Origin of the sequence: Parasphingorhabdus cellanae (genome assembly GCF_017498565.1) — a bacterium.
GTDB classification, from domain to species: domain Bacteria; phylum Pseudomonadota; class Alphaproteobacteria; order Sphingomonadales; family Sphingomonadaceae; genus Parasphingorhabdus; species Parasphingorhabdus cellanae.
Map to the genome: position 1 here is coordinate 2,999,987 of NZ_CP071794.1, position 21,957 is coordinate 3,021,943.

Consider the following 21,957-nt stretch of genomic DNA (forward strand, 5'->3'; position numbering starts at 1 on the left):
CTTTTCTATCTTGGCTTTTATACCAAGTCCGCCTTGATAAAGTCTGCTGCCCGTTCGCCAATCATGATGCTCGGTGCATTGGTATTTCCGCTGATTATCTCCGGCATGATTGACGCATCAGCAATATAGAGCCCATCCAGACCCTTAAACTTCAGACGGCTATCAACCACGGCATCATCATCACTGCCCATGCGACAGGTGCCAACAGGGTGATAGACGGTATCAGCACGCTCCCGAATTAGAGCATCGAGCGCGTCATCGTTGCTCATGTCAATCGGATGCCGATTGGTGGGTTTGAAATCAGTCAGCGGCGGCGCTTCCATAATCCGCTGCATATGCCTGACACCTTTACGCAAGGTTGCGATATCACGGTCATCATCGAGGAAATTGGGATCAATCGCGGGCGCTGATTTGGGATCGGTGGAACCCAAACGCACGGTGCCCTTGCTGTACGGGCGCAGCACGCAGGCGTGACAGCTAAAGCCATGGCCCTTGACCTTTTCGCGGCCGTGATCTTCCAGCATGGCGGGTACGAAATGATATTGGATATCCGGTGCGGGCACATCAGGGTCAGAGCTCCAGAAGCCGCCTGCTTCGGCATAAGGGGTGGTCATTATGCCGGTGCGTTTCATACGGTGCTCAATCATCGCTTTGCCCATACGCACGGTCCCTTGCAGCGAGTCACCGATCAGCTCTTTGGATTCCGTCTGATAGCCCGAGACAAAATCAATATGGTCTTTCAGGTTTGCGCCGACTTCCCGTTTGTCGGCTGCAACTTTCAGACCCATTTCTGTAAGATGCTCTGCCGGACCGATGCCCGACAATTGCAAGATATGCGGCGATCCAAACGCCCCAGCGGAAAGCACAACAGCGCCCTTGGCGGAGAGCGTTTCGCGCTTGAGGCCGTGTTTGATCTGCACGCCGGTAACCCGGCCTTGATCGACGATCAGCTTTTCAACCAGTGACTTGGTCTTGATATCCAGATTTTGCCGCTTGCGACCCGGCTCGACATAAGCGCGCGCGGCGGACCAGCGTTCGCCGTCTTTCTGCGTGACTTGATAAACGCCCATGCCTTCCTGCTCTGCGCCGTTAAAGTCATCCAGAACTGGAATCTGCAAATTGCGCGCTGCTTCGACAAAGGCAACACTGCCGGGGTTCAGCCATTTCTGGTCGGAGACCGATAGTGGGCCATCGCCGCCATGATAGTCATCGCCGCCTCGCTCATTACCTTCAGATTTCTTGAAATAGGGCAGGACGTCATCATAGCTCCACCCTTCACAGCCAAGAGCTGCCCAATTGTCATAGTCCCATTTATTGCCGCGAATATAGACCATCGCATTGATCGCACTGGACCCGCCGAGCCCGCGTCCGCGCGGTTGATAGCCGATCCGGCCATTCAGCCCTTTTTGCGGCACCGTATCAAACCGCCAATTTGCGTTTTTCAACAAAAATGGCATCATCCCCGGCGTCTTGACGAGGAAGTTATTGTTGTTGCCGCCCGCTTCGATCAAGCAGACGGACCGTTTGCCATCTTCGCTTAGCCGTCCGGCAACCGCGCTACCTGCTGATCCGCCGCCGATGACGATAATGTCATATTCTGCCATGCTGCTCTCTCCTGCTTTGCCCAGCGTTTCTTTATGGTTTCGCTGCTTTCTCGGGAACCATCATGGCTCCACCCGGGCGGTTTTATCAGATAATTCAGTTTATAACGCCAAGGCGCTGACCATAAATCCTTAAAGATACCGATCCACTCGTGAAAGGCGGCCCAAAGGACATTATAGCTGTTCAGATTTTTGATGATGCCATATTGAATTTTCTCTTCCGCAGTCTCTGGCTCGAACGTCCCGAACATCTTGTCCCAGATGATGAAGACCCCGGCATAGTTGCGGTCGAGATAACGCGGGTTGGTCGCATGATGGACGCGGTGGTGGGACGGTGTATTCATTACCGCTTCAAACCAGCGCGGCATCCGATCAATCGCTTCGGTATGGATCCAATATTGATAGACCAGATTCACCCCCGCGAGGAAGAAAATCAAAGCGGGCGGAAAGCCGAGGAAGAATAGCGGCATGCGGAAGATGAAGCTGAGGGCAAAAAAGCCGGTCCAGGTTTGCCGCAGCGCAGTGGTCAGATTGTAATGTTGGCTGCTGTGATGAATGACATGCGCGGCCCAGAACCAGCGAACCCGGTGCGCTGTGCGATGGAACCAGTAATAAGCCAGATCGTCGAGCATGAAAGCCAGTGGGATCAGCCACAACGCATGCGGCCAACCGATTGCGAAGTCGAACAGGCGATATTCGTAAACCCAAAGCGACAGTGCGAGCACCATGCCACCTGTCAAGACACCGGCCACCAGACTGCCCGTGCCGAGCAGCAGTGAAGTCATCGCGTCTTTGGTCTCATAGCGGATATGCCGGTTCTTTCGGCTCCATAGCCACTCACCCGCGACAGTTGCCACGAAAAAGGGAATCGCCCAAAGGGTAGGGGACGGAAAGCTCTCCATGCCCACGGTATTTACATGAATGTAAGTTGCTGTCTAGCGTCTATCAGCTTTCACCTGCCAAAGCCTCCACCATCGCGCGCACGGGCGTGATATCATACCCGGCATTACCGGCGAGGCGCGCGATCTCGTCAGGAGATACGCCTTTCTTGGCTTGTGCCAGTGACCATAGCAGGGTCGAGCGTGTGCCAGAGCGGCAATAAGCCAGCGTCTTGCCCTTGGCGCCAGCCAGAGCCGCGATCATGGCGTCGACCTGCGGTGCGGAAAAGCCGCTATGGGTGATCGGGATGCTAACATAGTCAATGCCGGCGGCCTTGGCCGCCGCTTCGATATCGGCGCTTTGTGGTGCGCTGGGTTCCTCACCATCGGGGCGGTTATTGACAATCAGAGTCACGCCTTCCGCTTTCGCGGCCGCGATGTCCTCTAGTGTGATCTGTGGAGATACGCTGACTTTCTCGTTGATGGAGCGGAACATGGTGGAGGCTTCCTTTTCGGCTAATAGCTCGGCCGCAGGGCTGACCCCGTCGTCCGAGGCTTTCTGCTCGGTGCTGCATGCTGTCACTGCAAGCAGGATTACTAAGTGGCGGATTTTCATGGTTGCGGTTTTCCCAATGCGGCAATCTGTCGCCTTATAGCAGACATGGCAATCGGATTGTCGGCAAATTTTACCTGCAGCTGTTTCTCGCGCGATTCCAGACCAGTGCAGTTGGCTTTGATGTTGGCCTCAATATAGCGATATTCGGCCTCGCCGAACCGGTTTGAGTAGAGCGTGCTGAAATAGTGACAGACTTGCTTTGCAATCATGTAGGAGCGCACAGCATCAGGAATGGCAGCCGAATGCTCAGTGCCATAGAAATCTGTCCATGGCAGCGGCGGGAAATGGTCGTCTGCGTTCGGCGATTTCGCAAGCGGAGCCGCGTCCGAAACTGATATTCCTACTGAGAGGCATATGGCGCTGGCCATAACAGCAAGCTTCTTCACACGCTTTCCTCCTGCGCTTCGGTAACCTGCTGAATCACGGTCAGAAACGGGTCGCCATATTTTTCAAGCTTCGCTGCGCCAATTCCGGGGAGCTCCGCTAGCGCAGACAGGCTGCGCGGTTTGAAGCCCGTCATGTCACGTAATACGCTGTCGTGGAAAATTACATAGGGCGGCACGCCTTGTTCCTTGGCGAGCTCCATCCGCTTGGCCCGCAAGGCATCAAACAGCGGGTCGCCAACCGGATTGGGAGAAGAACCGCTGCGCCGTTTCTTACGTTCACGTTTGGGCGGCTCGACAATCGCAACCTCCGCTTCGCCTTTCAATATCGCGCGCGCTTCTGGCCCGAACATGAGCCCGCCATGCTCGGTATTGCGCAGCGCATCGCGCAGCAACAACGAGCGCGAGACTGGTTTGATGAGCGGCGCTTCTTCGCCATCAACAATGTCAAAGACCGATAACCGGTCATGCCCGCGTGATAGAACTTTATCTTCCTGCTTGCCGGTCAGGACAGCTTCGAGATGGCCGACACCGAAACTCTGACCAGTGCGATAAACGGCAGATAGAAACTTGCGCGCAAGCTCTGTGACATTGCGGGTAATTGGTGCGTTCAGACAATTGTCGCAATTGCCGCAGCTTTTGGGAGGCTCTTCGCCAAAATGTTTCAGCAATATCGCCCGGCGGCATCCCGCTGCCTCGACTAGTCCGCCGAGGGCTGCCAACCTCGTCCGTTCGCTGCTCAACCGCTGCTCGTCAACTTCTGTCAGCCTTTGTCGCGCTTTGGCAAAATCTTCGGCGCCCCAGAACATATGCGCTTCTGCGGGATCGCCATCACGCCCTGCGCGGCCGGTTTCTTGATAATAGGCCTCAATGGATTTGGGTAGACCGGCATGCGCTACAAAGCGCACATCAGGTTTGTCGATTCCCATACCGAAAGCAATGGTCGCCACCATCACCATGTCTTCCGAGGCGACAAAATCTGCTTGATTACGTTGCCGGATTTCGGGCGGGAGTCCAGCATGGTAGGCGCGCGCGCTGCGGCCAGTCCGAGCAATCTGATCCGCTATTTTCTCGGTTGCGTTGCGAGTTGTCGCGTAGATAATGCCAGGTCCTGGAATGCGCTCAACGAGATCGGCGACTTGCCGGGTCAGGCCTTTGCGCGGCGAAATACTGTAACGGATGTTGGGGCGGTCAAAACCGGCAATAATCAAACCGTCTTGTTCGATACCGAGCTGGACCAAGATATCATCGCGAGTATGGGCATCTGCGGTGGCTGTTAGCGCGAGGCGCGGCACGTGGCTAAAATGATCTAGCAAGGGGCGCAGCAGTCGGTAATCAGGCCGGAAGTCATGTCCCCATTCCGATACGCAATGCGCTTCATCAATCGCAAACAGTGAAATCCTGGTCTGTTCCAGCAGATTGCGGAAATGCTCACCGGAGGCGCGTTCTGGAGCCGCGTAGAGCAGGTCCAGCTCGCCTGCTTTCAGACGGGCAATAGTTTCGGCGCGATTGTCATCAGCCGAGGTCAAGGTTGCCGCCCGGATGCCCACCGCTTCGGCGCTCCGCAGTTGATCGTGCATCAACGCGATTAATGGAGAGATCACGACTACCGTGCCTTCATTGGCAATCGCCGGGAGTTGGTAACATAAAGACTTGCCAGCGCCGGTTGGCATCACGGTCAGTGTATTCTGCCGGTCCATCACGCGCGTAATTACCTGATCCTGCACGCCGCGAAGTGCATTGAACCCAAAGGTTGATTTCAGCAGCGGTAAGAGATTTTCGATCATGCCTCCGTCCTAACCAGCAGATCGAAAGAGCGAAACCGTTAAAGTGGAAATATAGGATTTTGTGCGATGATCACTCGGGCATGGACCGCGTAGCGCGCCAGAAATGAAAACCGGCCCAGATATTGAACAGCGCCAATATGGCAAGGGCTCGCTGCAAGGCTGCGGCTTCACCAAGTTCACCGGCAAATGTGTCCGACAGGATACCGACAAAGACCGGACCAACTCCCAAACCGATAATCCCCGCGATCAGCAGATAAATCGCCACCGCCATGGCGCGGGTCTCGTCACTCGCCAATTTCTGCAACGCCGCGAAATTGGGGCCATAGTAAAAAGTCGCGGCAAAGGTCGGGATGGCAAGCAAAATGACGGCGACATTGGCGCTTGGCCCATAGATTGCCCAGATCATACCTGGGGCAGCAAGCACCATGATCAGTGCAGCAACCAAAAGCGGCAGCGTCGGGCGAAGCTTGCCAAAATAGTCACCGGCTTTCCCGCCTACCCATGCGCCAAAGCCGCCAGAAACGCCAACCATGACGCCGAGCTTCCAACCCAGTTCGCCATAGCCGATCTCATGCACCCGAACGAACAGGCCGCCATAAAAACTGGCAAGTCCGTACGAGACAAATTGCACCAGCACACCGGCGGCAACCAGATGCCAATAGGCGGGTTTGGAAGACAGCTCTTTGAGCGCTTCTTTAAGGCCCACCTTATCGGGGTCGGGCTTGAAGGCCGCAGCCAGTGATACATTGCCGCGCGGATCAGGAACGGTGAACCAGATGACCAGCGCGATGATGATACCCGGCAAGCCAGCCATCAGGAAAGCCACGCGCCAGCTGAAGTTTTCGGCAACCCAGCCGCCACCGGCATAAGCGATAAAGGCGCCAATCGGTACGGACATACCCAATATGCCAAGCGCGCCAGCACGGCGTTCTGGCGGAAACAGATCAGCAATTAGCGAATGAGAGGCAGGTGCAGACCCGGCTTCCCCAACGCCGACACCAACGCGTGCAAGAAAGAGTTGTACGAAATTGGTGGCAAGCCCGCAGAGCACCGTCATCGCGGACCAGATGGCAATGGCGATAGCAATGATCCGACTGCGGTTCCATTTGTCCGCAAGCGCCGCGACTGGGATGGCGAGCGTGGTGTAGAAAATCGCAAATGAGAGCCCGGTCATGAGACCAATTTGCGTGTCGGTGAGCCCCAAATCGCGTTTTACAGGTTCCGCCAAAATCGAAATAATCTGCCGATCAAGGAAATTGAGCATCGTCACAACAAACAATACGCCAAGCACATAATTGGGATAACGACTGGAAGCCGATAATTTGTTTGCTGCGGTGGTCTCTAGGCCGGCCATGCACTCTTTTGTCACGTTGTTATGCGGCAGCACACCCTTTGTTTAGCTAGGCGTCATTTTGGGTCTTCGGCTGTCGGCGGACGTCCCTGATACGGCGCAAGGGACAGTGTCTTTTTTGCCCAAGCTGTTCTATCCCCTTGCTATGTTGCATATTGTGCACCACAGCGACTATGTCGCCCCGCCGCCCACGAGAGGTAGTTTCGCCTTCGATAAATATCGGCTGGTTATGGAGGCGGTGAAGGAGCTTTCGGACAAGCATATGGTCCACGCTCCCCACGCCATGGAGCGCCATTGGCTGGAGGCGGTGCACGACCCGGATTATGTCGATCAAGTGCTGTCCGCGACGGTGCCTTATGAAAAAGAACGACGCATTGGGTTTCCCGTATCGGCAGAAATTGCGCAGCGTGTGCGCTTTACGTCAGGCGGCACATGGCTGGCGGCGAAGCTCGCGCTTGAATTCGGCTATGCCGCCAATAGCGCAGGGGGTAGCCATCACGCCCTCGCCGATACCGGGGCGGGCTATTGTGTGTTTAACGACTTGGCGGTGAGCGCAAACCGCCTGATTGCCGAGGGAGGTGTTGGCCGTATTCTGATCCTCGATCTTGACGTGCATCAAGGCGATGGCACTGCCTCGCTGCTCGCCGGGCGCAGCGATATCATGACAGTTTCCGTCCATGCGGAAAAAAACTTCCCAGTGCGCAAAGCGCGCTCCACCTTGGATATCGGTTTGGAGGATGGGATCGATGACGCTGGATATTTGGAACTGTTGTCCAGCCATATCCCGATGATATTGGATGATTTTAGCCCTGATTTGCTTCTCTATCAAGCTGGCGTAGATCCGCATCGCGATGACCGATTGGGGCGTTTGGGACTAACGGATGAAGGGCTGGTTGCAAGAGAGCGCTACGTCATCCGGCAGGTGCGAGGCAGGAATATTCCCGTGGCCAGCGCTCTGGGCGGTGGTTATGGGCATGACCATATAGCGGTAGCCAAGCGCCATGCGTTATCGATGCTAACGATGGCGGACGAAAATAGCCGAATCTGATTATGTGCCCGCCGCCAAATTTCTCCTGTTCATCAGCCTAATTTTGTTGTTTATCTACGACATAAAATAAAGCCGTCATAAAGCTATTGGGAGTCCGCATGAAATATCACCTGATCACCGCGCTTGCCGCCATTTCTTTTGCCGGTCAGGCTTATGCCCAACCTGCTGATGACAAAGCGAAAGAGGAAAAATGGGACGTCAACGCGCCCAAAGGCGCGACGATCAAGCAAGTACCGATAAACACGGATGAGGGGAGCTGGATCGATGTAGATGTAAGCCCGGATGGTAACAGTATCGCTTTTGCGCTGCTTGGGGATGTATACACCATGCCGATGGCGGGCGGCACACCGACCCGGATTGCCGAGGGACTGGCTTGGGAAGTCCAGCCGCGTTTTTCCCCTGATGGCAAGCGGATCGCCTTTACCTCGGACCGCGGCGGCGGCGACAATATCTGGATCATGAACCGCGATGGCAGCGACAAGCGGCAGGTCACCAAAGAGAAATTCCGTCTGCTCTATCAGCCAAGCTGGAGCCCCGATGGCCGCTACATCATTGCCAAGAAACACTTCACCACTGGCCGTTCGCTCGGCACGGGCGAAATCTGGGTCTATCATGTGTCTGGCGGGGCAGGGGTGGTGCTAGTCAAGAAACCCAATGAGCAGCATCAGAAAGAACTCGGCGAGCCAATTTACGCGCCCGATGGTAAGTCACTTTACTATACCCGCAACATCACGCCGGGCGGCCAGTTTATCTATGCTCAGGATTCCAACACGGATCTGTTCAATATTGAGGAATATGATCTGGAAAGCGGTGAAATCTCCACAGCCGTATCGGGCCTCGGTGGATCAGTGCGGCCAACACCGTCGCCCGATGGAAATAGCATTGCGTTTGTCCGGCGGGAACGGACCGAGTCCAAGCTTTATGTCAAAGACTTGGCGACCGGCATAGAACGCAAAATCTACGATGATCTCGATCAGGATGTACAGGAAACCTGGGCGGTCACTGGTGTCTATCCCAATATGGACTGGACGCCGGACAGCAACAGTCTGGTGTTCTGGGCTGGCGGCAAAATCCGCAAGGTTGCCGCCGATGGCTCCGGTGCATCGGTCATTCCCTTTGCGATTAATGATACGCGCGGCGTTGCCAATGCTCCGCATCCGAAAATCGCTGTGGCACCCGACAGCTTCACCGCCAAGATGCCGCGCTTTGCCGAGGTGTCGCCTGATGGCCGACAGGTTGTGTTCGAGAGCCTTGGGCAACTCTACATCAAACCAATGAGCGGTGGCGCGGCACGGCGCTTGACCAATAGTGATGGTGAACGTGAACTGTTCCCGTCCTGGTCCCGTGATGGCCGCTCGATAGTTTTTGTCAGCTGGACGGACAATAATCTTGGCCGGATCAAGACGGTCAACGCATCGGGCGGTTCGGCCCGCGTGGTGACCAATCGCCCCGGTCATTATGCCCGGCCGCATTTCTCCCCCGATGGCCGCACGATCATTTTCGAAATGCAGGGCGGCGGCTATCTGACCTCGCCAGATTATTCGGTGGAGGACGGCGTCTATCGCGTCGCCGCATCCGGCGGCACGCCTGAACGCGTGGCCAAGGGCGCGGCTGGCCCGCAATATGGCGCGAGCAGCGACCGGGTGTTTATGATGGCGCAGGAAGAAAATAAGCGCGTATTGATGAGCAGCGACCTTAATGGTGAGGCGAAACGCACCCATGCGACCGGCGAGCTGGCCAATGATTATATCGTCTCGCCAGACGGGCATTATGTTGCCTTCCGCCAGAATTACGAAGCCTTTGTCATGCCGCTATTGCCGGGCACGCAAGCGGTGGCGGTTGCGCCGGATAGCAAATCGCTGCCGGTGACGCGGGTCAGTAAGGGCGGCGCGGATTATATCCACTGGTCGCAAAACGGGCAGCAGCTGCACTGGAGCATCGGGCCGCAGGTATTCACTGCGAAAACCAATGCGTTGTTCCCCAACGCGCCAGCCGCCAAAGACGCACCAAAATTTACCCCACCGACCAGCGGTATCTCTCTGGAACGAACCATCGACGCTGATAAACCCAATGGCACAATCGCCTTGGTTGGCGCTCGGTTGATCACGATGGGCGACGATATGGGTGGGATCGTCGAAGACGGGACGATCATCGTCAGGGACAATAAAATCATTTCGATTGGACAGCGCGGAAATACCTCCGTGCCGGCGGGCGCGACGGTTGTGGACGTGACCGGCAAGACCATTGTCCCCGGTTATGTTGATGCTCATGCCCACGGTGCACAGGGCACGGACGAGCTGGTGCCCCAGCAAAACTGGTCCTTGATCCAGAATCTGGCGCTCGGTACCACGACCATTCACGATCCTTCCAGCAGAGCCAGCGAAATTTTCGTCGCGGCGGAAATGCAACGGGCAGGTAAGCTGATCGGACCGCGCATCTTCTCCACCGGCGAAATCGTCTATGGTGCCAAAGCGCCACGTGTTTATGCGGAAATCAACAATCTCGATGATGCGCTAGACCATGTCCGGCGACTAAAGGCGCAGGGAGGCAGTAGCGTCAAAAACTATAATCAGCCGCGCCGGGAACAGCGGCAGCAGGTTGTCGAAGCCGCGCGGTTGGAAGACATGCTGGTCGTGGCGGAGGGCGGATCGCTTTATGGCATGGACATGGCATTGATTGCTGATGGTAACTCAACGCTCGAACATAATATCCCGCTTGATATCTTCTATGACGACGTTGTCCAGATGTTCGCGCAATCACAGACAAACTACACGCCAACCATAGTGGTCAGCTATGGCGGCCTTGCCGGTGATCCCTATTGGCGGCAGGCGACCGATGTTTTCAAACATCCGTTGTTGACGCACACACCGCCCAAACAATTGGCCGCCGCCAACGTACGCCGGACGAAGGCGCCGGAAGAGGACTTTGTCGATGACGACAACGCCCGCGAAGCCAAGAAGCTGGCCGAAAAGGGTGTGCTTGTATCCATTGGTGCTCACGGTCAACAAGCGGGGATCGCGACGCATTGGGAATTATGGTCGTTTGTTCGTGGCGGCATGTCGCCGCTACAGGCTCTGCGCGCGGGCACGATTGATTCGGCCAAGTCTTTGGGTATGGCGGATGAGATTGGATCTCTTGAGGCAGGTAAACTGGCCGATCTGGTCGTGCTCGACGCCGATCCGACAGCAGATATCCGCAATAGCGATAAGATCCACCGAGTGATGGTCAATGGGCGGATGTATGACCCGGTGACAATGAATGAAGTTGTGACAGGCGACCGGCGGCGGATGGTCTATTGGTGGGAGTAAAGAAGGCGCTTGGCAGCGGGCCTGTCTTAGAGCGCGCGCTCGATCAGCTTTCAGCGGGCAAAGGCTCATCACCCAAGGCGAGGTGAAGGTTGATGCGATTTTCGATTTGGGCGCGGCGGGTTTCGATGGCCCGCGTTTCCGATGCGATGGCCGTTGTTTGCGCGTCCAAGAGGTTAAAGATCGTAGAACGGCCATTAATGTAGCGGCTGCGGGTCAAATCTACCGCTGCGCGCGCTTCTTCGGCGGCTGTGGCGGTCGAGGCAACTTGCCGTTCAAGCGTTGCCTCGGCATCAAGCCGGTCTTCGACTTCTTGAAAGGCCGTCAAGGTTGATTGCGCATAGTCAAACAGTGCCGACTTCGCGAGTTCGCCTTGCCGGTCGGCTTCTGCGAGCAATTCACCACCTCTGAAAAGTGGCTGTAGCAGGCCAGCAGATATGGCGTTGATATAGGTGCTGGGATCAAACAGGTCACCGAAATTGCCGCTACGGGTCGTAGCCTCAAAGCGCAGGGTCAATTGCGGGAACATCGCGTGCCGGGCATCCACTGCGCGCAGACCAGCGGCATTGACGCGTGCTTCGGCGGCAATTAAATCTGGTCGGCCAGCGAGAACTGACACCGGTGCCGTAATATCGGGTAGTGGCTGCGGCATAACCAGATCGTCCGCGCCAGCAGCATCACCGGATGGGTAACGTCCGATCAGAACCTCCAATGCACGAGCGGCGTTTCGGGCCGTGCGTAAGGCGGTTTCCAATCGGTCTTCGCTGTTGGACACAGCCACCTGCGCCAACCGGACATCCAGACGAGACGCTAGGCCGGCACGAAAACGCGCATTGGTTATCCGTAACGTGTCCTTGCGGCGCTCCAGATCACTGGTTGCCAGACCGAGAGAAATGCGCGCCGCGCTGCGATCATACCAGGCTTGCGCTACTGCAGCGGCCAACGCTTGACGGGCGGCGGCAAAATCCGCCGCAGCGGCTTTGGCTTCCGCATTGCCGGCGCGAGCGAGGGAAAGGTTGCGGCCCCAGATATCGACTTCCCAACTGGCCTCGAGCGCGCCGTCATACACGGTCGCTGCATTTTCCGCATCGGTCGCGGTTCCCGATAGATCAATGGTGGGAAACAGATCGGCACGGGCCACACGCATGGCGGCACGCGACGCGCGCAACTGGGCCAAGACCGATTGCAAATTTCGATTATTGGCAAAGGCTTCCTGAACGGCGCTCTCCAAATCCGCGTCACCAAATTTCATTATCCAACCATTGCTGATCGTGCCGGCTTGCAAACTATCAGCATTGGTCAGCGGCAAGTCGGGGCGCGATGCCCAGCCATCTGGAGCCGCCGGAATAGCGGTCCTATCAAGGTCGGGACCGCCCCGGATGGAACAGGCCGATAAAGCGATGAGACATATTATCGGAAATGCGCGCAAACTCATGCCGGTCATCCTGCGGACGCCGCTGGCTTGGCTTTGGCTTTCTTGCCATCGTCCCAAGTCACATTTTGACCATCGCGCAGCCGTTCCCCGCCGCGCACCACGATCATATCACCGGCAGCAATCTGTCCGGAAATGGCGACCCGGTCACCGGCAGGCTCGCCAACCTGCACATCGATGCGCTTGGCGGTCTTGTCTTTAGGATTGATCACATAGACGAAAATACCGCTATCGCGCAGCACCAAAGCATCCCGCGGCGCGGTCAAGACATCGCGCTCGACCCCGGTCGGCACAGTGATCGAAATCGCACTGCCCATTTTCAGGTTATGGCTACCCATGGGTGCGCGAACTTCAACCGTGCGGCTGACTTCATCACCGGTCTCAATAACCGTCCGCACGCGAGACGACCGCCGTTCTCCGTTGGCGAGAATGGTGACCTCTTGCCCGGGCGAGAGTGATCCGGCGACGGCGATCGGCACGCGAACGCGGGCTTCAGAACCCGTTCTGCCGACAATTCGACCAATTTCACGACCTGGCGTCGCATATTCGCCCACTTCAATGCGGCGCTCTACCATCTGTCCGGCAAATGGCGCCCGGATGCGGGTGCGCGCCAAATCCACTTGCGCGGTTTCCAAAGCGACTGTCGCAGCGGCCAAACGTGCCCGGGTCTGGTCCCGCGCGGAAATCGCCTCATCCAGAGACGCTTCGGATTCCGCTTCTTCTTTGAGCAATTGCTGGAGTCTTCCGACCAGCCGGTTCTGATAGGTCAGATCCGATTGCAGGCGAGCAACCTCGGCGCGCGCCTGGTCTCTGGCCAGCCGTGCGGATCGATCATCAATCACGGCAATGACCATGCCGCGATTGACGCGCGCGCCGATGTCCAGGGTGGTTTCTATGCGTCCGGCAACCTCTGCCGCGACCACAGAATCGCGGTTGGCGACAATGTCTCCGGGGGCGGTGAAATCAGGGGTAAGCGCCAATTTCTCGATCTTCGCGAGCGTGACTATGGCCGGAGGTGGGCCACCTTGCCCCGGTCCACCCTGCCCTTCCGCCGCATCGGACGCGAAGAATAGAAAATAAGCGAGCGCGACGATTATCAACGCGCCGCCAATCGCTATCCAGCGCAAATTGTCTCGGATCATATCGGGTAAGGCAAAACTCATTCAGCAGGCTCCGGCAATAGTCCGCCGCCAAAACTTGGCTCGGGCTCGGGGGATGTTTTTGGTCTGTCAGGCGTGTCTGGTTCGCTTGGTTTGCTTTTCTTCGCCGATCCCAGCTGGATCAGCGCAGGAAGCAATACCAAGGTGAAAATTGTCGAGACCAATACGCCGCCGACAATGATGACGGCCAAACCGCGGTAAATCGCACTACCCGGGCCCGGTACCAGCGCCAGCGGGAGCATGCCCATGACCGACGTGCCGGTAGTCATCAATATTGGTCGCAGGCGCAAACGCAGCGCGGTGCGCGCGGCTTCTGACCGGTCCATGCCTTCGCGTTCGCTCTCACGGGCCTGTGCCATCAGCAGGATCGCATTGTTCACCACAATGCCGAGCAGGATAACAAAGCCAATCATACCCAGCAGATCAAGCGGTGTTGGCTTGAACAGGTTGAGTATCTGGATCGCAATCACGCCGCCAACCGTTGCGAGGGGGAGAGCGATGATGACCAGCGCCGCATCGCGGGCGGACCGGAATACTGAAGCCATGATGACGAACAATAAAGCGGCGGCCAGAATGAAGTTGGTGCTCAGCGATTTTATCGCCTTGATCAACGCATCGGCATCACCGCCATAGCGCAATGTGCCACTGCCTTGCAGCGCATCCCGGATAGCAGGTTCGGCCGTCGACTGGATGATCTCCAACGCTTCACCCAAGGCCATGCCCGGCGGCGGGCTGATATTGAGAGTCACCGTCTTGCGCCCGTCCACATGACTAATCTGTGTCGGCCCAACCCCGCGCAGCAGAGTCGCTACTTCGCCCATCGGCACTGTACCCGCATTTGGGGTGACAAGCGGCGCGCTTTCAATTGCTTCTGGATCAGCCGCTTCTGAGCCGCGCATGATGACCCGCATCCGTTCGCCATCGGAAACATATTCTCCCAAATATAGACCATCGCCCAAAGCACGAACCGCGCGTCCCACCTGATCGCGGGTCATGCCCAGTTCTGCGATGCGGCGATCATTCGGGGTGAGCCGCAGTTCCGGAACAACCACATTGGGATCGGGATTGGGCCGCACCATGCCACCGGGCAGAGCCGCCTGAATGGTATCGGTTGCGACCAGCGCGGCCTCTCTCAGATTTTCATCATTTTCCGACTGCAGATAAAGCTCAATCGACCCATTGCCGCCGAAATTGCCAAACAGGCTGCCCTGTTGGGCGAAAGCCTGTACATCCGGGAAGCCAGCCAATATTTCATTATTTACAATGCCCGTCATCTCATCAATGCGGGATTGATCCTTGATCCGGATCCCCGTGTTGATGCCCCATGGATTGACGAACAGATAATAGTTGAGCAGCTCCGGCTGCTTCTCGCCCTTCAAATAGGGATCGAGGCGCTCGACAACTTCCTCGGCAATTTCGGTTCGCGCCGATTCCAGTGTCGCGCCCGATGGTAATCCGACCCAAGCATCCACCGCATCGCGCTTCACATCGGGCAAATAATCGGTTTGCGGCCATAGGAAATAAGAGATGACCAATGGCGCAAGGATCAGCGAAGGAATCCAGATTTTCCGTTTCTTCTTGCTGTCAATGAGGGCAAATATGCGGTCGGCATAGCCATCCCAGCGACGTTCGTTATCCTCCATATCAATCTGGCCATAATGGCGCGCCGCCGCTGGCAATAGGGTCACCGCCACAATCAGGCTGGCAACAACGGAAATGGCGATCGTCAAAGCGAGGTCAGCGAACAGTTGACCCTCAACGTCCTCGATAAACATGATCGGGATGAAGATGGCGACGGTGGTGGCGGTTGACGCAAACAGGGCGGGCCAAACTTGCGATACCGCTTCTATCGCGGCTGCTCCGGGTGATCGCCCGTGATTGCGCAAGCGAACGAAATTTTCCATCACGACAATGGCGGCATCAAGCACCATGCCGGTTGCAAAAGCCAGACCGGCGAGCGAGATCACATTGATCGTGCGGCCCGTCATGCCGATCACGGCAAGGGTCGCCAAAAGACAGATCGGTACCGTGGCTGCGATGATGAATGTCGCGCGCCAGCGCCGGACGAACAACCAGAGCAGGCCGATGGCAAGCAAAGTTCCGAGCAACAGGTTCCCGCTCAGAAAAGACAGCGCGCGTTTGATGAAGACGGACGGATCAAAGCTCTTCTCGATCCTGGCGCCCATGCTGTTCAATTCATTCTCGTTGAACGTGGCTATGGTGGAGAGAACCCCGTCAATGGCATCGAGCGTGTTGCTGCCCGGTTGGCGCACGACCCGCATGCCGATTGCCGGGTTGCCGTTTTGATAGGTAACGCCAAAGGCTTTGTCGGGACCGACATTGATATCGGCGACGTCGCGCATCCGGATCACGGTCGACCCGCGTTGCGCAACAGTCAGGTCACCGATTTGCTCAGCCGAGAAATTCCCTTCAAAGCGCAGAGCATAACCACGCCGCCCGACATCGACCGTGCCGCCACCAACATCCTGAAACCGACCAACAGCAGCAGACAGCTGTTCGATGGTCAGATTAAGCTGAGCAAGCCGCCATGGATCAAAGCGAATGCGCAATATCCGTTCGCCAGTCGGTGCTTCGACGCTAACACCTTGGACGCCTTCGACGGACTCCAGCTCCGGAGCGATGGTATCGCGGGCAAAGGTCGCAAGCGCTTCTGAGTCCAGATTGCTATCGGGCAAAGCCTGAAGAAACAAATATATGAGAGACTCGCCCTGATCGCCATTGGCCCCGCCAACCGAAGGACGATCGGCGTCGAGCGGCCAGTTGCGCACACGCTGGACACGGCTTGATACTTGCGCAAACGCCTTGTCCATATTGGTGCCAAGGGCAAATTCCAGATTGAGCCAGACATTGCCGTTGTTGGACCAAGATTGCACGCTGGTCAGGCCAGGCAGTCCGCGCAGCTCATCCTCAATCGGGATGGTGATTTCAGATTCGATTTCTTTGGGGCTAGCCGCCCGCCAACCAGCCTGTACGCTCAGGCTGGGGCGGTCGATATTGGGGAAAAGCTGTATCGGTGTGCTGAAGGCCGAGACGATACCAATCAACGCGATCAAAGCCAGCGCGGCCGCAATAGCAGCGGGATATTTCAGGGCAATGTTGGTGAGGCTCATTGTCCTGCACCAGCGCAATTATCCAACCGAGTCTTCGGCTTCCGCATGTAGATACCCTCCCGGCTCCAATATGCCTCAAGCAACGTGAACGGACGGATTATCGTAACAAACGATACTTGCTCAGGTGATTTCGACCAAGGTTGTGGTCGTTTCGATTAACGGCATCGGCTTTCAGGATCAGATGGCGCTGCCAGGTCGACGCTTTCAAAAGCGCTGCTGCTCTTTTTTGAAACGATGAACCCATTAATCATGGCGTCGTTTGACCGTTACCTAATAGGCTCAAAAGACAAGGGATCGGTCTGCTTGAATGAAAGTGCAATTGCGAAGTAACGACCTTCTGCGAAATCTGTTCGCAACTTTAATGGTCGCCATTGTTTTTGGCGGTCTGGCGTGGGTCAGTGTGGCCCTCACGCGGGGTGATGACAGTGTAGCTGTTGTTTGGCTTGCTAATGCCGTGATGGTCGCCGTACTTCTCAGAAGTGAAGCGCGAAAGGCGATTGGTTTTTTACCAGCAGCGTTTCTGGCAAATATAGCCGCTGGCTTGATGGTCGGCGATACTGTCATGCATGCCAGCATGCTTTCAATGATAAACCAGTTTGAAATAATTGTGATTTGGCTTGCAATGCGGAAAATCGGCCTTGCGAGACCGAACATGCAAAGCCTTTCTGATCTCGGTAAATTTTCACTCATTGGCGGCCTTTTGGCGCCAGCCGCCTCGGGTTTGATTGCGGCATTATATTTGGCCGATGCCAGCACCGGCAACATTCTCTCTTTTTGGATACAATGGTCGGCTACGGACGGCTTGGGTATGCTCCTGTTGGGCCCAGCTACGATGATGATCATCGACAGTATTCGCTTAAAGGCAGATGGCAATGCGCCAGCAACCATACGCCATCAATCCCACACGAAAGAGTGGATTGTAATTCAAACAATCACGTTTCTTTTGACCGGCTTTCTATTTGGGATAATGTCTTTTCCCGCGTTTTTTCTCGTCGCGCCGATGGTTTTGCTTAGTGCATTTCGCTTGGGTATCTGGGGCACAGCCTTATCAATCATTCAGATTTCGATCATTGTTGCATTATGCGCCGCACTGAAGCTTGGCCCATTCTATGCCCTCGATATCTCTCTTTCGACCAAATTATTTGTCTTACAAATATTTCTATTATCGTGTTTTGCCGTGGGCATTCCCGTTTCGATAGTTCTTGCGGACAAGTCAAAAATGCGTGGTGAGCTAAGAGAGTATAAGGATCTCAGCGACTCTATGCTGCAAAATATGAAGGAAGTGATTTTCCGAACAAACGAAGAAGGCGCATGGGTGTTCCTCAACCCGGCGTGGGAAAATCTGACAGGCTGGTCGGTGGATGAAAGTATCGGGCAGCATGTTTCCAATGTCCTTGTGGACGGCGAAATTGATTTGTTGCGCGAAAAGCTAAGCCCCATCCGGTCGGGTGAGGAGACACAATGTCAATTTGAATGGCAATTTCAGCACAAAAATAGATCGGTATTTGATGTCGAGCTGAGCCTCTCCAGGCTCACTGATGATAGCGGTGCCTATCTCGGTTCAATTGGAAATATCCGGGACATCAGCCAACGCAAGGCAATGGAAAAAAACCTCGTATCGGCGCGCCGCGATGCTGAAAAAGCAGCGCATTCAAAAACCCGTTTTCTTGCCAGTATGAGCCATGAGATCAGGACACCAATGAATGGTGTATTGGGCTTCACACAGCTTTTGTTGGAAAGTGAGCTGACCGAGGAACAACGTGTCCAGATGCAGATGATCCACGATTCCGGCAACGCGATGATGCGCTTGTTAAACAATATCCTTGATATCTCAAAGGTTGAAGCGGGAAATGCCCGATCTCAATCCAAGCCAATGAATATGAGAAACGTTCTACGCAGCTGCTGCGATTTGATGGCGCCCACCGCTGACCAGAAGAATCTGGCTCTGCATCTCGAGATTGACCCATCAGTTCCGGACCATGTTATTGGGGATTGCAGTTTCGTGCGGCAAATTGCGTTGAACCTGCTCGGTAATTCCTTGAAATTTACGCATGAGGGTGCCGTGAGGTTAAAGGCCTTCGCCACGCCTCACGATGTGGATAGCGTTATGGTCAATATCTCCGTTCAAGATAGTGGGATCGGAATATCAGAAGATCGGCTGGCGGCCATTTTTGATCCCTTCGAGCAGGCTCGCCCCGATACAGCTGAGGAGTTTGGTGGCAGCGGGCTGGGTTTGACCATCAGCCAACAACTAGCGGCTGTGATGGGCGGGAAAATAACCGTGGAGAGTAAAGAAGGCCACGGCACGACGTTTACATTGCAATTTTCCGCAACAATCGATGATGAGCAACATGAGAGTTCCCCACGGGATAGATCAAATCCAGTCGCGCAACCGCCCGTAAAATCACAAAAGCGCCTGTTGTTGGTCGAGGATCATGATATCAATCAGGTGCTGATAACGGCCATGACAACCAAAATGGGATATGAGACCATTTTGGCGGTAAATGGGGTGGAGGCTGTGGAAAAAGTCGACGAGGCACAAGCCTCGGGTCAGCTGTTTGATCTGGTATTGATGGATATGCAAATGCCGATAATGGGCGGGTTGGAAGCTTGCGAGATTATTCGGAAGAAAGGCATAACAGCCGAGCAGATGCCGATACTCGCGATTACCGCAAACGCTTATGCCGAAGATATAGAAAATTGCATTGCCGCTGGCATGCAAGCCCACATTTCAAAGCCTATCATGATCGATAAGCTGAAACAGGAGTTGGACCGGTGGATCAAACCCGACGGAGAGAACAAGCCTGAAAGTGGGGATAAGCTTGCCGCAATGAACAAGGATGTCAGCGCGTCAAAATCGGCCGGCATGCAGATGAGCAACGGACTTCAGCAAAAATATCTTGATCGCAAGAGCGAGCTTGTCGACTGCTTGGAAAGCCTGATCCAAGAGAAAGCCTATTCCAAGACCGATCTTAACGAAGCGAAAGACTTTCTCCATAAATTTGTCGGCACAGCAGCGTTTTTTGGTGAGGCTGAACTAGGTGATCAGGCGCGCGAAATTGAAACACAGATGCTGGAGTGGAAAGCGGCCAATAATCTGGAAAGGCTTGAAAGTGCGATGAGTGATTTTTTGAAAGCTGCTTGATGGTGTTCCGTTGTTTGACTGGCGGACGGCCTCAGATCGCAATCTCAACATTTTTAAACCGCGCGTTTAATTGAAGCGCCAGATAGCGGGAGTAAAATCTCGACTGTTGTAAATTGCCGCCGTGGAACCACAGACCTTCTTGCGCCGTCGGCTTCCACATATTGCGAATTTCACCCTCCCAGGGCCCCGGGTCACCCGTTGTGCCAGAGCCATATCCCCAGCAAGGGCCGATTTTCTTGGCAACTTCTGGTGATATTAGACGTTCGACCCATTGTTCCATTGATCCAAAGCCGGTAGCGTAAATGATCGCATCGGCGGTTAATTCCGATCCGTCGCTCAACACCAATGCCGTATCTGTGAGTCGCTCGACCTCAACACCGGATTTCAGCGCGATCCGGCCATCGGCCACCATCGCTGCTGCGCCGACGTCGATATAATATCCCGATGCAGTTCGGAGATATTTCATGAACAGGCCAGTGCCGTCTTCGCCAAAATCCAACTGGAAGCCAGCGTTCGTGAGCGATGCGTAAAAGTCAGCATCGGATTTCGCAACCTGTGTCCAGATTTGCTTTTGCGCTTGCTCGCTCATTCGCATCGGCATGGAGGCATTGAGGAAATCCGCTCTGTCTGTCGTCAATCCCTGTTCAACCGCTTCTTCGGAATAGAGCGGGCGTGCCATCTTGCTGTTGGTGGATCCGCGCAGTACCAGCGTTGAAGAGCGCTGGATCATGGTCGGTTGGATGCCGTGGTTGACGAGATCTGCACAGATATCATGCGCGCTATTATTGGCGCCAATGACGACGACCCGTTTGCCAGCAAATTCTTCGCCGCTGGTATATTCGCTGGAATGATATTGCTCGCCGGTAAAGTCAGATGCGCCCGGAAAATCCGGTTTGCGCGGAAACCCGGCATTGCCAACCGCCATGACGATGTGCGTCGGCTGTAGCTGCAGAGGCACGCCGTCCCGTTCAACTGTCACATTCCAACGCTTGCTTTCCTCGTCATAGGACGCTGCGGTAAATTCGGTACCATTCCAGATATTCAGGTCCATGATCTTGGCATAGGCTTCCAGAAAATCGCCGAGCTTGTCTTTTGGCGTGTAGATCGGCCAACTATCGGGAAACGGAATATAGGGCATGTGATCATACCAAACCGGATCATGGAGCGTCAGAGATTTATAGCGCGTGCGCCACGCGTCGCCTGCGCGATCATGGCGATCCACAATCAGGCTTGGCACATTATTGACCTTCAATCGCGCACCCAGGGCCAATCCCCCCTGACCGCCGCCGACAATCAGGACATAGGGTTGTCGGTCCCGTCCCAGAGATGCTTGCTCATTTCGTTGACGATCGCGCCAATTGCGTGTGCCCCCCTCCTTATCCCCGTCATCATCATATAATCCGGACGGACGCCGCTTGCCGCTTGGTTCTTCGTGATCGTGTAGGTCTTGAAGCGCCGTGAAGAATGTCAAAGCCTGACCATTTTCGAGCCTGACATAGCCTTTGCAGGGGACGAACCTGGTTTCAAAACTGAGCCAGCCTTCATCGGCATCCGGTTCAGCCTCGACTGCCCAGTTCGTCGGGTCAATATTAGTAAGCTTTGTGCGCAGCAAATCGCCAATTGCATTGCGTCCTTCAAAGGTCTTGATCGTCCATGTAAAAGCCAGCAGATCGCGCCAGGCCGCTTGTTTTGCAAAAAGCGTGCTTGCGCTTACCCCATCGGCTTTGGCCAATAGTGCAGCAAATCTTGCAGTCCATAGATGGACGTCTAAATCGCCCGGATTCGTGTCTGCCATTCTATCTCATTTCCCCAGAGAGGCACTTTTGATCAATGTGAACATTGATATATTTGCGCTTCATAAGGCTTGATAACCAGTTATTGCCACTAGTCCAATTGACATGACCTAAGCGCCGTGCGGCAGGAATTGCAAATTCACTTTCAATTCTTTGCTGCCATCAAGTCGTGTGTGTTTGAATGGGAAGTAAATGATAACGGGATGTCGATTTTGCCCTGAAAGCGAATATTTCAGAGCCGGTCTCAACGAATATAAAAAACTCGATTGACAGACTCCAATCCCGAGCTCTAATTACAAATGAGAATCATTTGCATTAGCATTAATG

General features: G+C 55.2%; 13 protein-coding genes. 3 read left to right on the top strand and 10 right to left on the bottom strand.

Annotation, left to right across the window (positions count from 1 at the left end; genetic code table 11):
• Nucleotides 1–17 precede the first annotated feature (17 nt).
• The 6 genes from J4G78_RS14440 to J4G78_RS14465 all read right to left on the bottom strand — a co-directional run bounded on the left by J4G78_RS14440 (nucleotide 18) and on the right by J4G78_RS14465 (nucleotide 6,619).
• Entirely contained in the window at nucleotides 18–1,604 is a 1,587-nt protein-coding gene (locus tag J4G78_RS14440; RefSeq protein ID WP_207987216.1) for a GMC family oxidoreductase, read from the bottom strand.
• Complete coding sequence (locus J4G78_RS14445; RefSeq protein ID WP_207987217.1) at nucleotides 1,538–2,503, bottom strand: sterol desaturase family protein; 966 nt, start codon at nucleotides 2,501–2,503, stop codon at nucleotides 1,538–1,540. Before J4G78_RS14445 ends, J4G78_RS14440 begins: the two co-directional genes overlap by 67 nt.
• Before the next feature lie 43 nt (nucleotides 2,504–2,546).
• The gene (locus J4G78_RS14450; RefSeq protein ID WP_310737221.1) at nucleotides 2,547–3,095 is read right to left on the bottom strand and encodes a protein tyrosine phosphatase family protein; all 549 of its coding nucleotides are present in this window, start codon (nucleotides 3,093–3,095) and stop codon (nucleotides 2,547–2,549) included.
• Complete coding sequence (locus J4G78_RS14455) at nucleotides 3,092–3,481, bottom strand: hypothetical protein (RefSeq protein ID WP_207987218.1); 390 nt, start codon at nucleotides 3,479–3,481, stop codon at nucleotides 3,092–3,094. The genes J4G78_RS14450 and J4G78_RS14455 overlap by 4 nt, the downstream gene beginning before the upstream one ends.
• The gene (gene recQ / locus J4G78_RS14460; RefSeq protein ID WP_207987219.1) at nucleotides 3,478–5,265 is read right to left on the bottom strand and encodes a DNA helicase RecQ; all 1,788 of its coding nucleotides are present in this window, start codon (nucleotides 5,263–5,265) and stop codon (nucleotides 3,478–3,480) included. The genes J4G78_RS14455 and recQ overlap by 4 nt, the downstream gene beginning before the upstream one ends.
• A 70-nt stretch (nucleotides 5,266–5,335) precedes the next feature.
• Complete coding sequence (locus J4G78_RS14465) at nucleotides 5,336–6,619, bottom strand: spinster family MFS transporter (RefSeq protein ID WP_207987220.1); 1,284 nt, start codon at nucleotides 6,617–6,619, stop codon at nucleotides 5,336–5,338.
• Nucleotides 6,620–6,761: 142 nt separating this feature from the next.
• Here J4G78_RS14465 and J4G78_RS14470 point away from each other — a divergent pair, with 142 nt between their 5' ends.
• Both J4G78_RS14470 and J4G78_RS14475 read left to right on the top strand, forming a co-directional pair.
• Nucleotides 6,762–7,664 carry a histone deacetylase family protein gene (locus tag J4G78_RS14470; RefSeq protein WP_207990756.1) on the top strand — a complete coding sequence of 301 codons (903 nt, stop codon included), beginning with the start codon at nucleotides 6,762–6,764 and terminating at the stop codon, nucleotides 7,662–7,664.
• A 98-nt stretch (nucleotides 7,665–7,762) separates the two neighbouring features.
• Complete coding sequence (locus J4G78_RS14475; protein WP_207987221.1) at nucleotides 7,763–10,972, top strand: amidohydrolase family protein; 3,210 nt, start codon at nucleotides 7,763–7,765, stop codon at nucleotides 10,970–10,972.
• A 43-nt stretch (nucleotides 10,973–11,015) separates the two neighbouring features.
• On the opposite strand, the gene J4G78_RS14480 is transcribed toward J4G78_RS14475, so the two are convergent.
• The 3 genes from J4G78_RS14480 to J4G78_RS14490 are packed head-to-tail and all read right to left on the bottom strand — an operon-like array spanning nucleotide 11,016 to nucleotide 16,692.
• Complete coding sequence (locus J4G78_RS14480) at nucleotides 11,016–12,404, bottom strand: efflux transporter outer membrane subunit (RefSeq protein ID WP_207987222.1); 1,389 nt, start codon at nucleotides 12,402–12,404, stop codon at nucleotides 11,016–11,018.
• Between the two features lie 5 nt (nucleotides 12,405–12,409).
• The gene (locus J4G78_RS14485; protein ID WP_207987223.1) at nucleotides 12,410–13,564 is read right to left on the bottom strand and encodes an efflux RND transporter periplasmic adaptor subunit; all 1,155 of its coding nucleotides are present in this window, start codon (nucleotides 13,562–13,564) and stop codon (nucleotides 12,410–12,412) included.
• Nucleotides 13,561–16,692 carry an efflux RND transporter permease subunit gene (locus J4G78_RS14490; protein WP_207987224.1) on the bottom strand — a complete coding sequence of 1,044 codons (3,132 nt, stop codon included), beginning with the start codon at nucleotides 16,690–16,692 and terminating at the stop codon, nucleotides 13,561–13,563. Before J4G78_RS14490 ends, J4G78_RS14485 begins: the two co-directional genes overlap by 4 nt.
• Before the next feature lie 307 nt (nucleotides 16,693–16,999).
• Between J4G78_RS14490 and J4G78_RS14495 the strand changes: the two genes are divergently transcribed.
• Nucleotides 17,000–19,837 carry an MASE1 domain-containing protein gene (locus tag J4G78_RS14495; protein ID WP_207987225.1) on the top strand — a complete coding sequence of 946 codons (2,838 nt, stop codon included), beginning with the start codon at nucleotides 17,000–17,002 and terminating at the stop codon, nucleotides 19,835–19,837.
• 31 nt (nucleotides 19,838–19,868) lie between these two features.
• Here the strand turns inward: J4G78_RS14495 and J4G78_RS14500 are convergent, their stop codons facing one another.
• Complete coding sequence (locus J4G78_RS14500; protein ID WP_207987226.1) at nucleotides 19,869–21,632, bottom strand: flavin-containing monooxygenase; 1,764 nt, start codon at nucleotides 21,630–21,632, stop codon at nucleotides 19,869–19,871.
• Nucleotides 21,633–21,957 lie beyond the last annotated feature (325 nt).

Excerpts from the sequence above, each read along its gene's own strand:
- J4G78_RS14440 (WP_207987216.1), bottom strand. The coding sequence starts at position 1,604 with ATGGCAGAATATGACATTATCGTCATCGGCGGCGGATCAGCAGGTAGC.
- J4G78_RS14445 (WP_207987217.1), bottom strand. The coding sequence starts at position 2,503 with ATGGAGAGCTTTCCGTCCCCTACCCTTTGGGCGATTCCCTTTTTCGTG.
- J4G78_RS14450 (WP_310737221.1), bottom strand. The coding sequence starts at position 3,095 with ATGAAAATCCGCCACTTAGTAATCCTGCTTGCAGTGACAGCATGCAGC.
- recQ (WP_207987219.1), bottom strand. The coding sequence starts at position 5,265 with ATGATCGAAAATCTCTTACCGCTGCTGAAATCAACCTTTGGGTTCAAT.
- J4G78_RS14465 (WP_207987220.1), bottom strand. The coding sequence starts at position 6,619 with ATGGCCGGCCTAGAGACCACCGCAGCAAACAAATTATCGGCTTCCAGT.
- J4G78_RS14470 (WP_207990756.1), top strand. The coding sequence starts at position 6,762 with ATGTTGCATATTGTGCACCACAGCGACTATGTCGCCCCGCCGCCCACG.
- J4G78_RS14475 (WP_207987221.1), top strand. The coding sequence starts at position 7,763 with ATGAAATATCACCTGATCACCGCGCTTGCCGCCATTTCTTTTGCCGGT.
- J4G78_RS14480 (WP_207987222.1), bottom strand. The coding sequence starts at position 12,404 with ATGAGTTTGCGCGCATTTCCGATAATATGTCTCATCGCTTTATCGGCC.
- J4G78_RS14485 (WP_207987223.1), bottom strand. The coding sequence starts at position 13,564 with ATGAGTTTTGCCTTACCCGATATGATCCGAGACAATTTGCGCTGGATA.
- J4G78_RS14490 (WP_207987224.1), bottom strand. The coding sequence starts at position 16,692 with ATGAGCCTCACCAACATTGCCCTGAAATATCCCGCTGCTATTGCGGCC.
- J4G78_RS14495 (WP_207987225.1), top strand. The coding sequence starts at position 17,000 with ATGAAAGTGCAATTGCGAAGTAACGACCTTCTGCGAAATCTGTTCGCA.
- J4G78_RS14500 (WP_207987226.1), bottom strand. The coding sequence starts at position 21,632 with ATGGCAGACACGAATCCGGGCGATTTAGACGTCCATCTATGGACTGCA.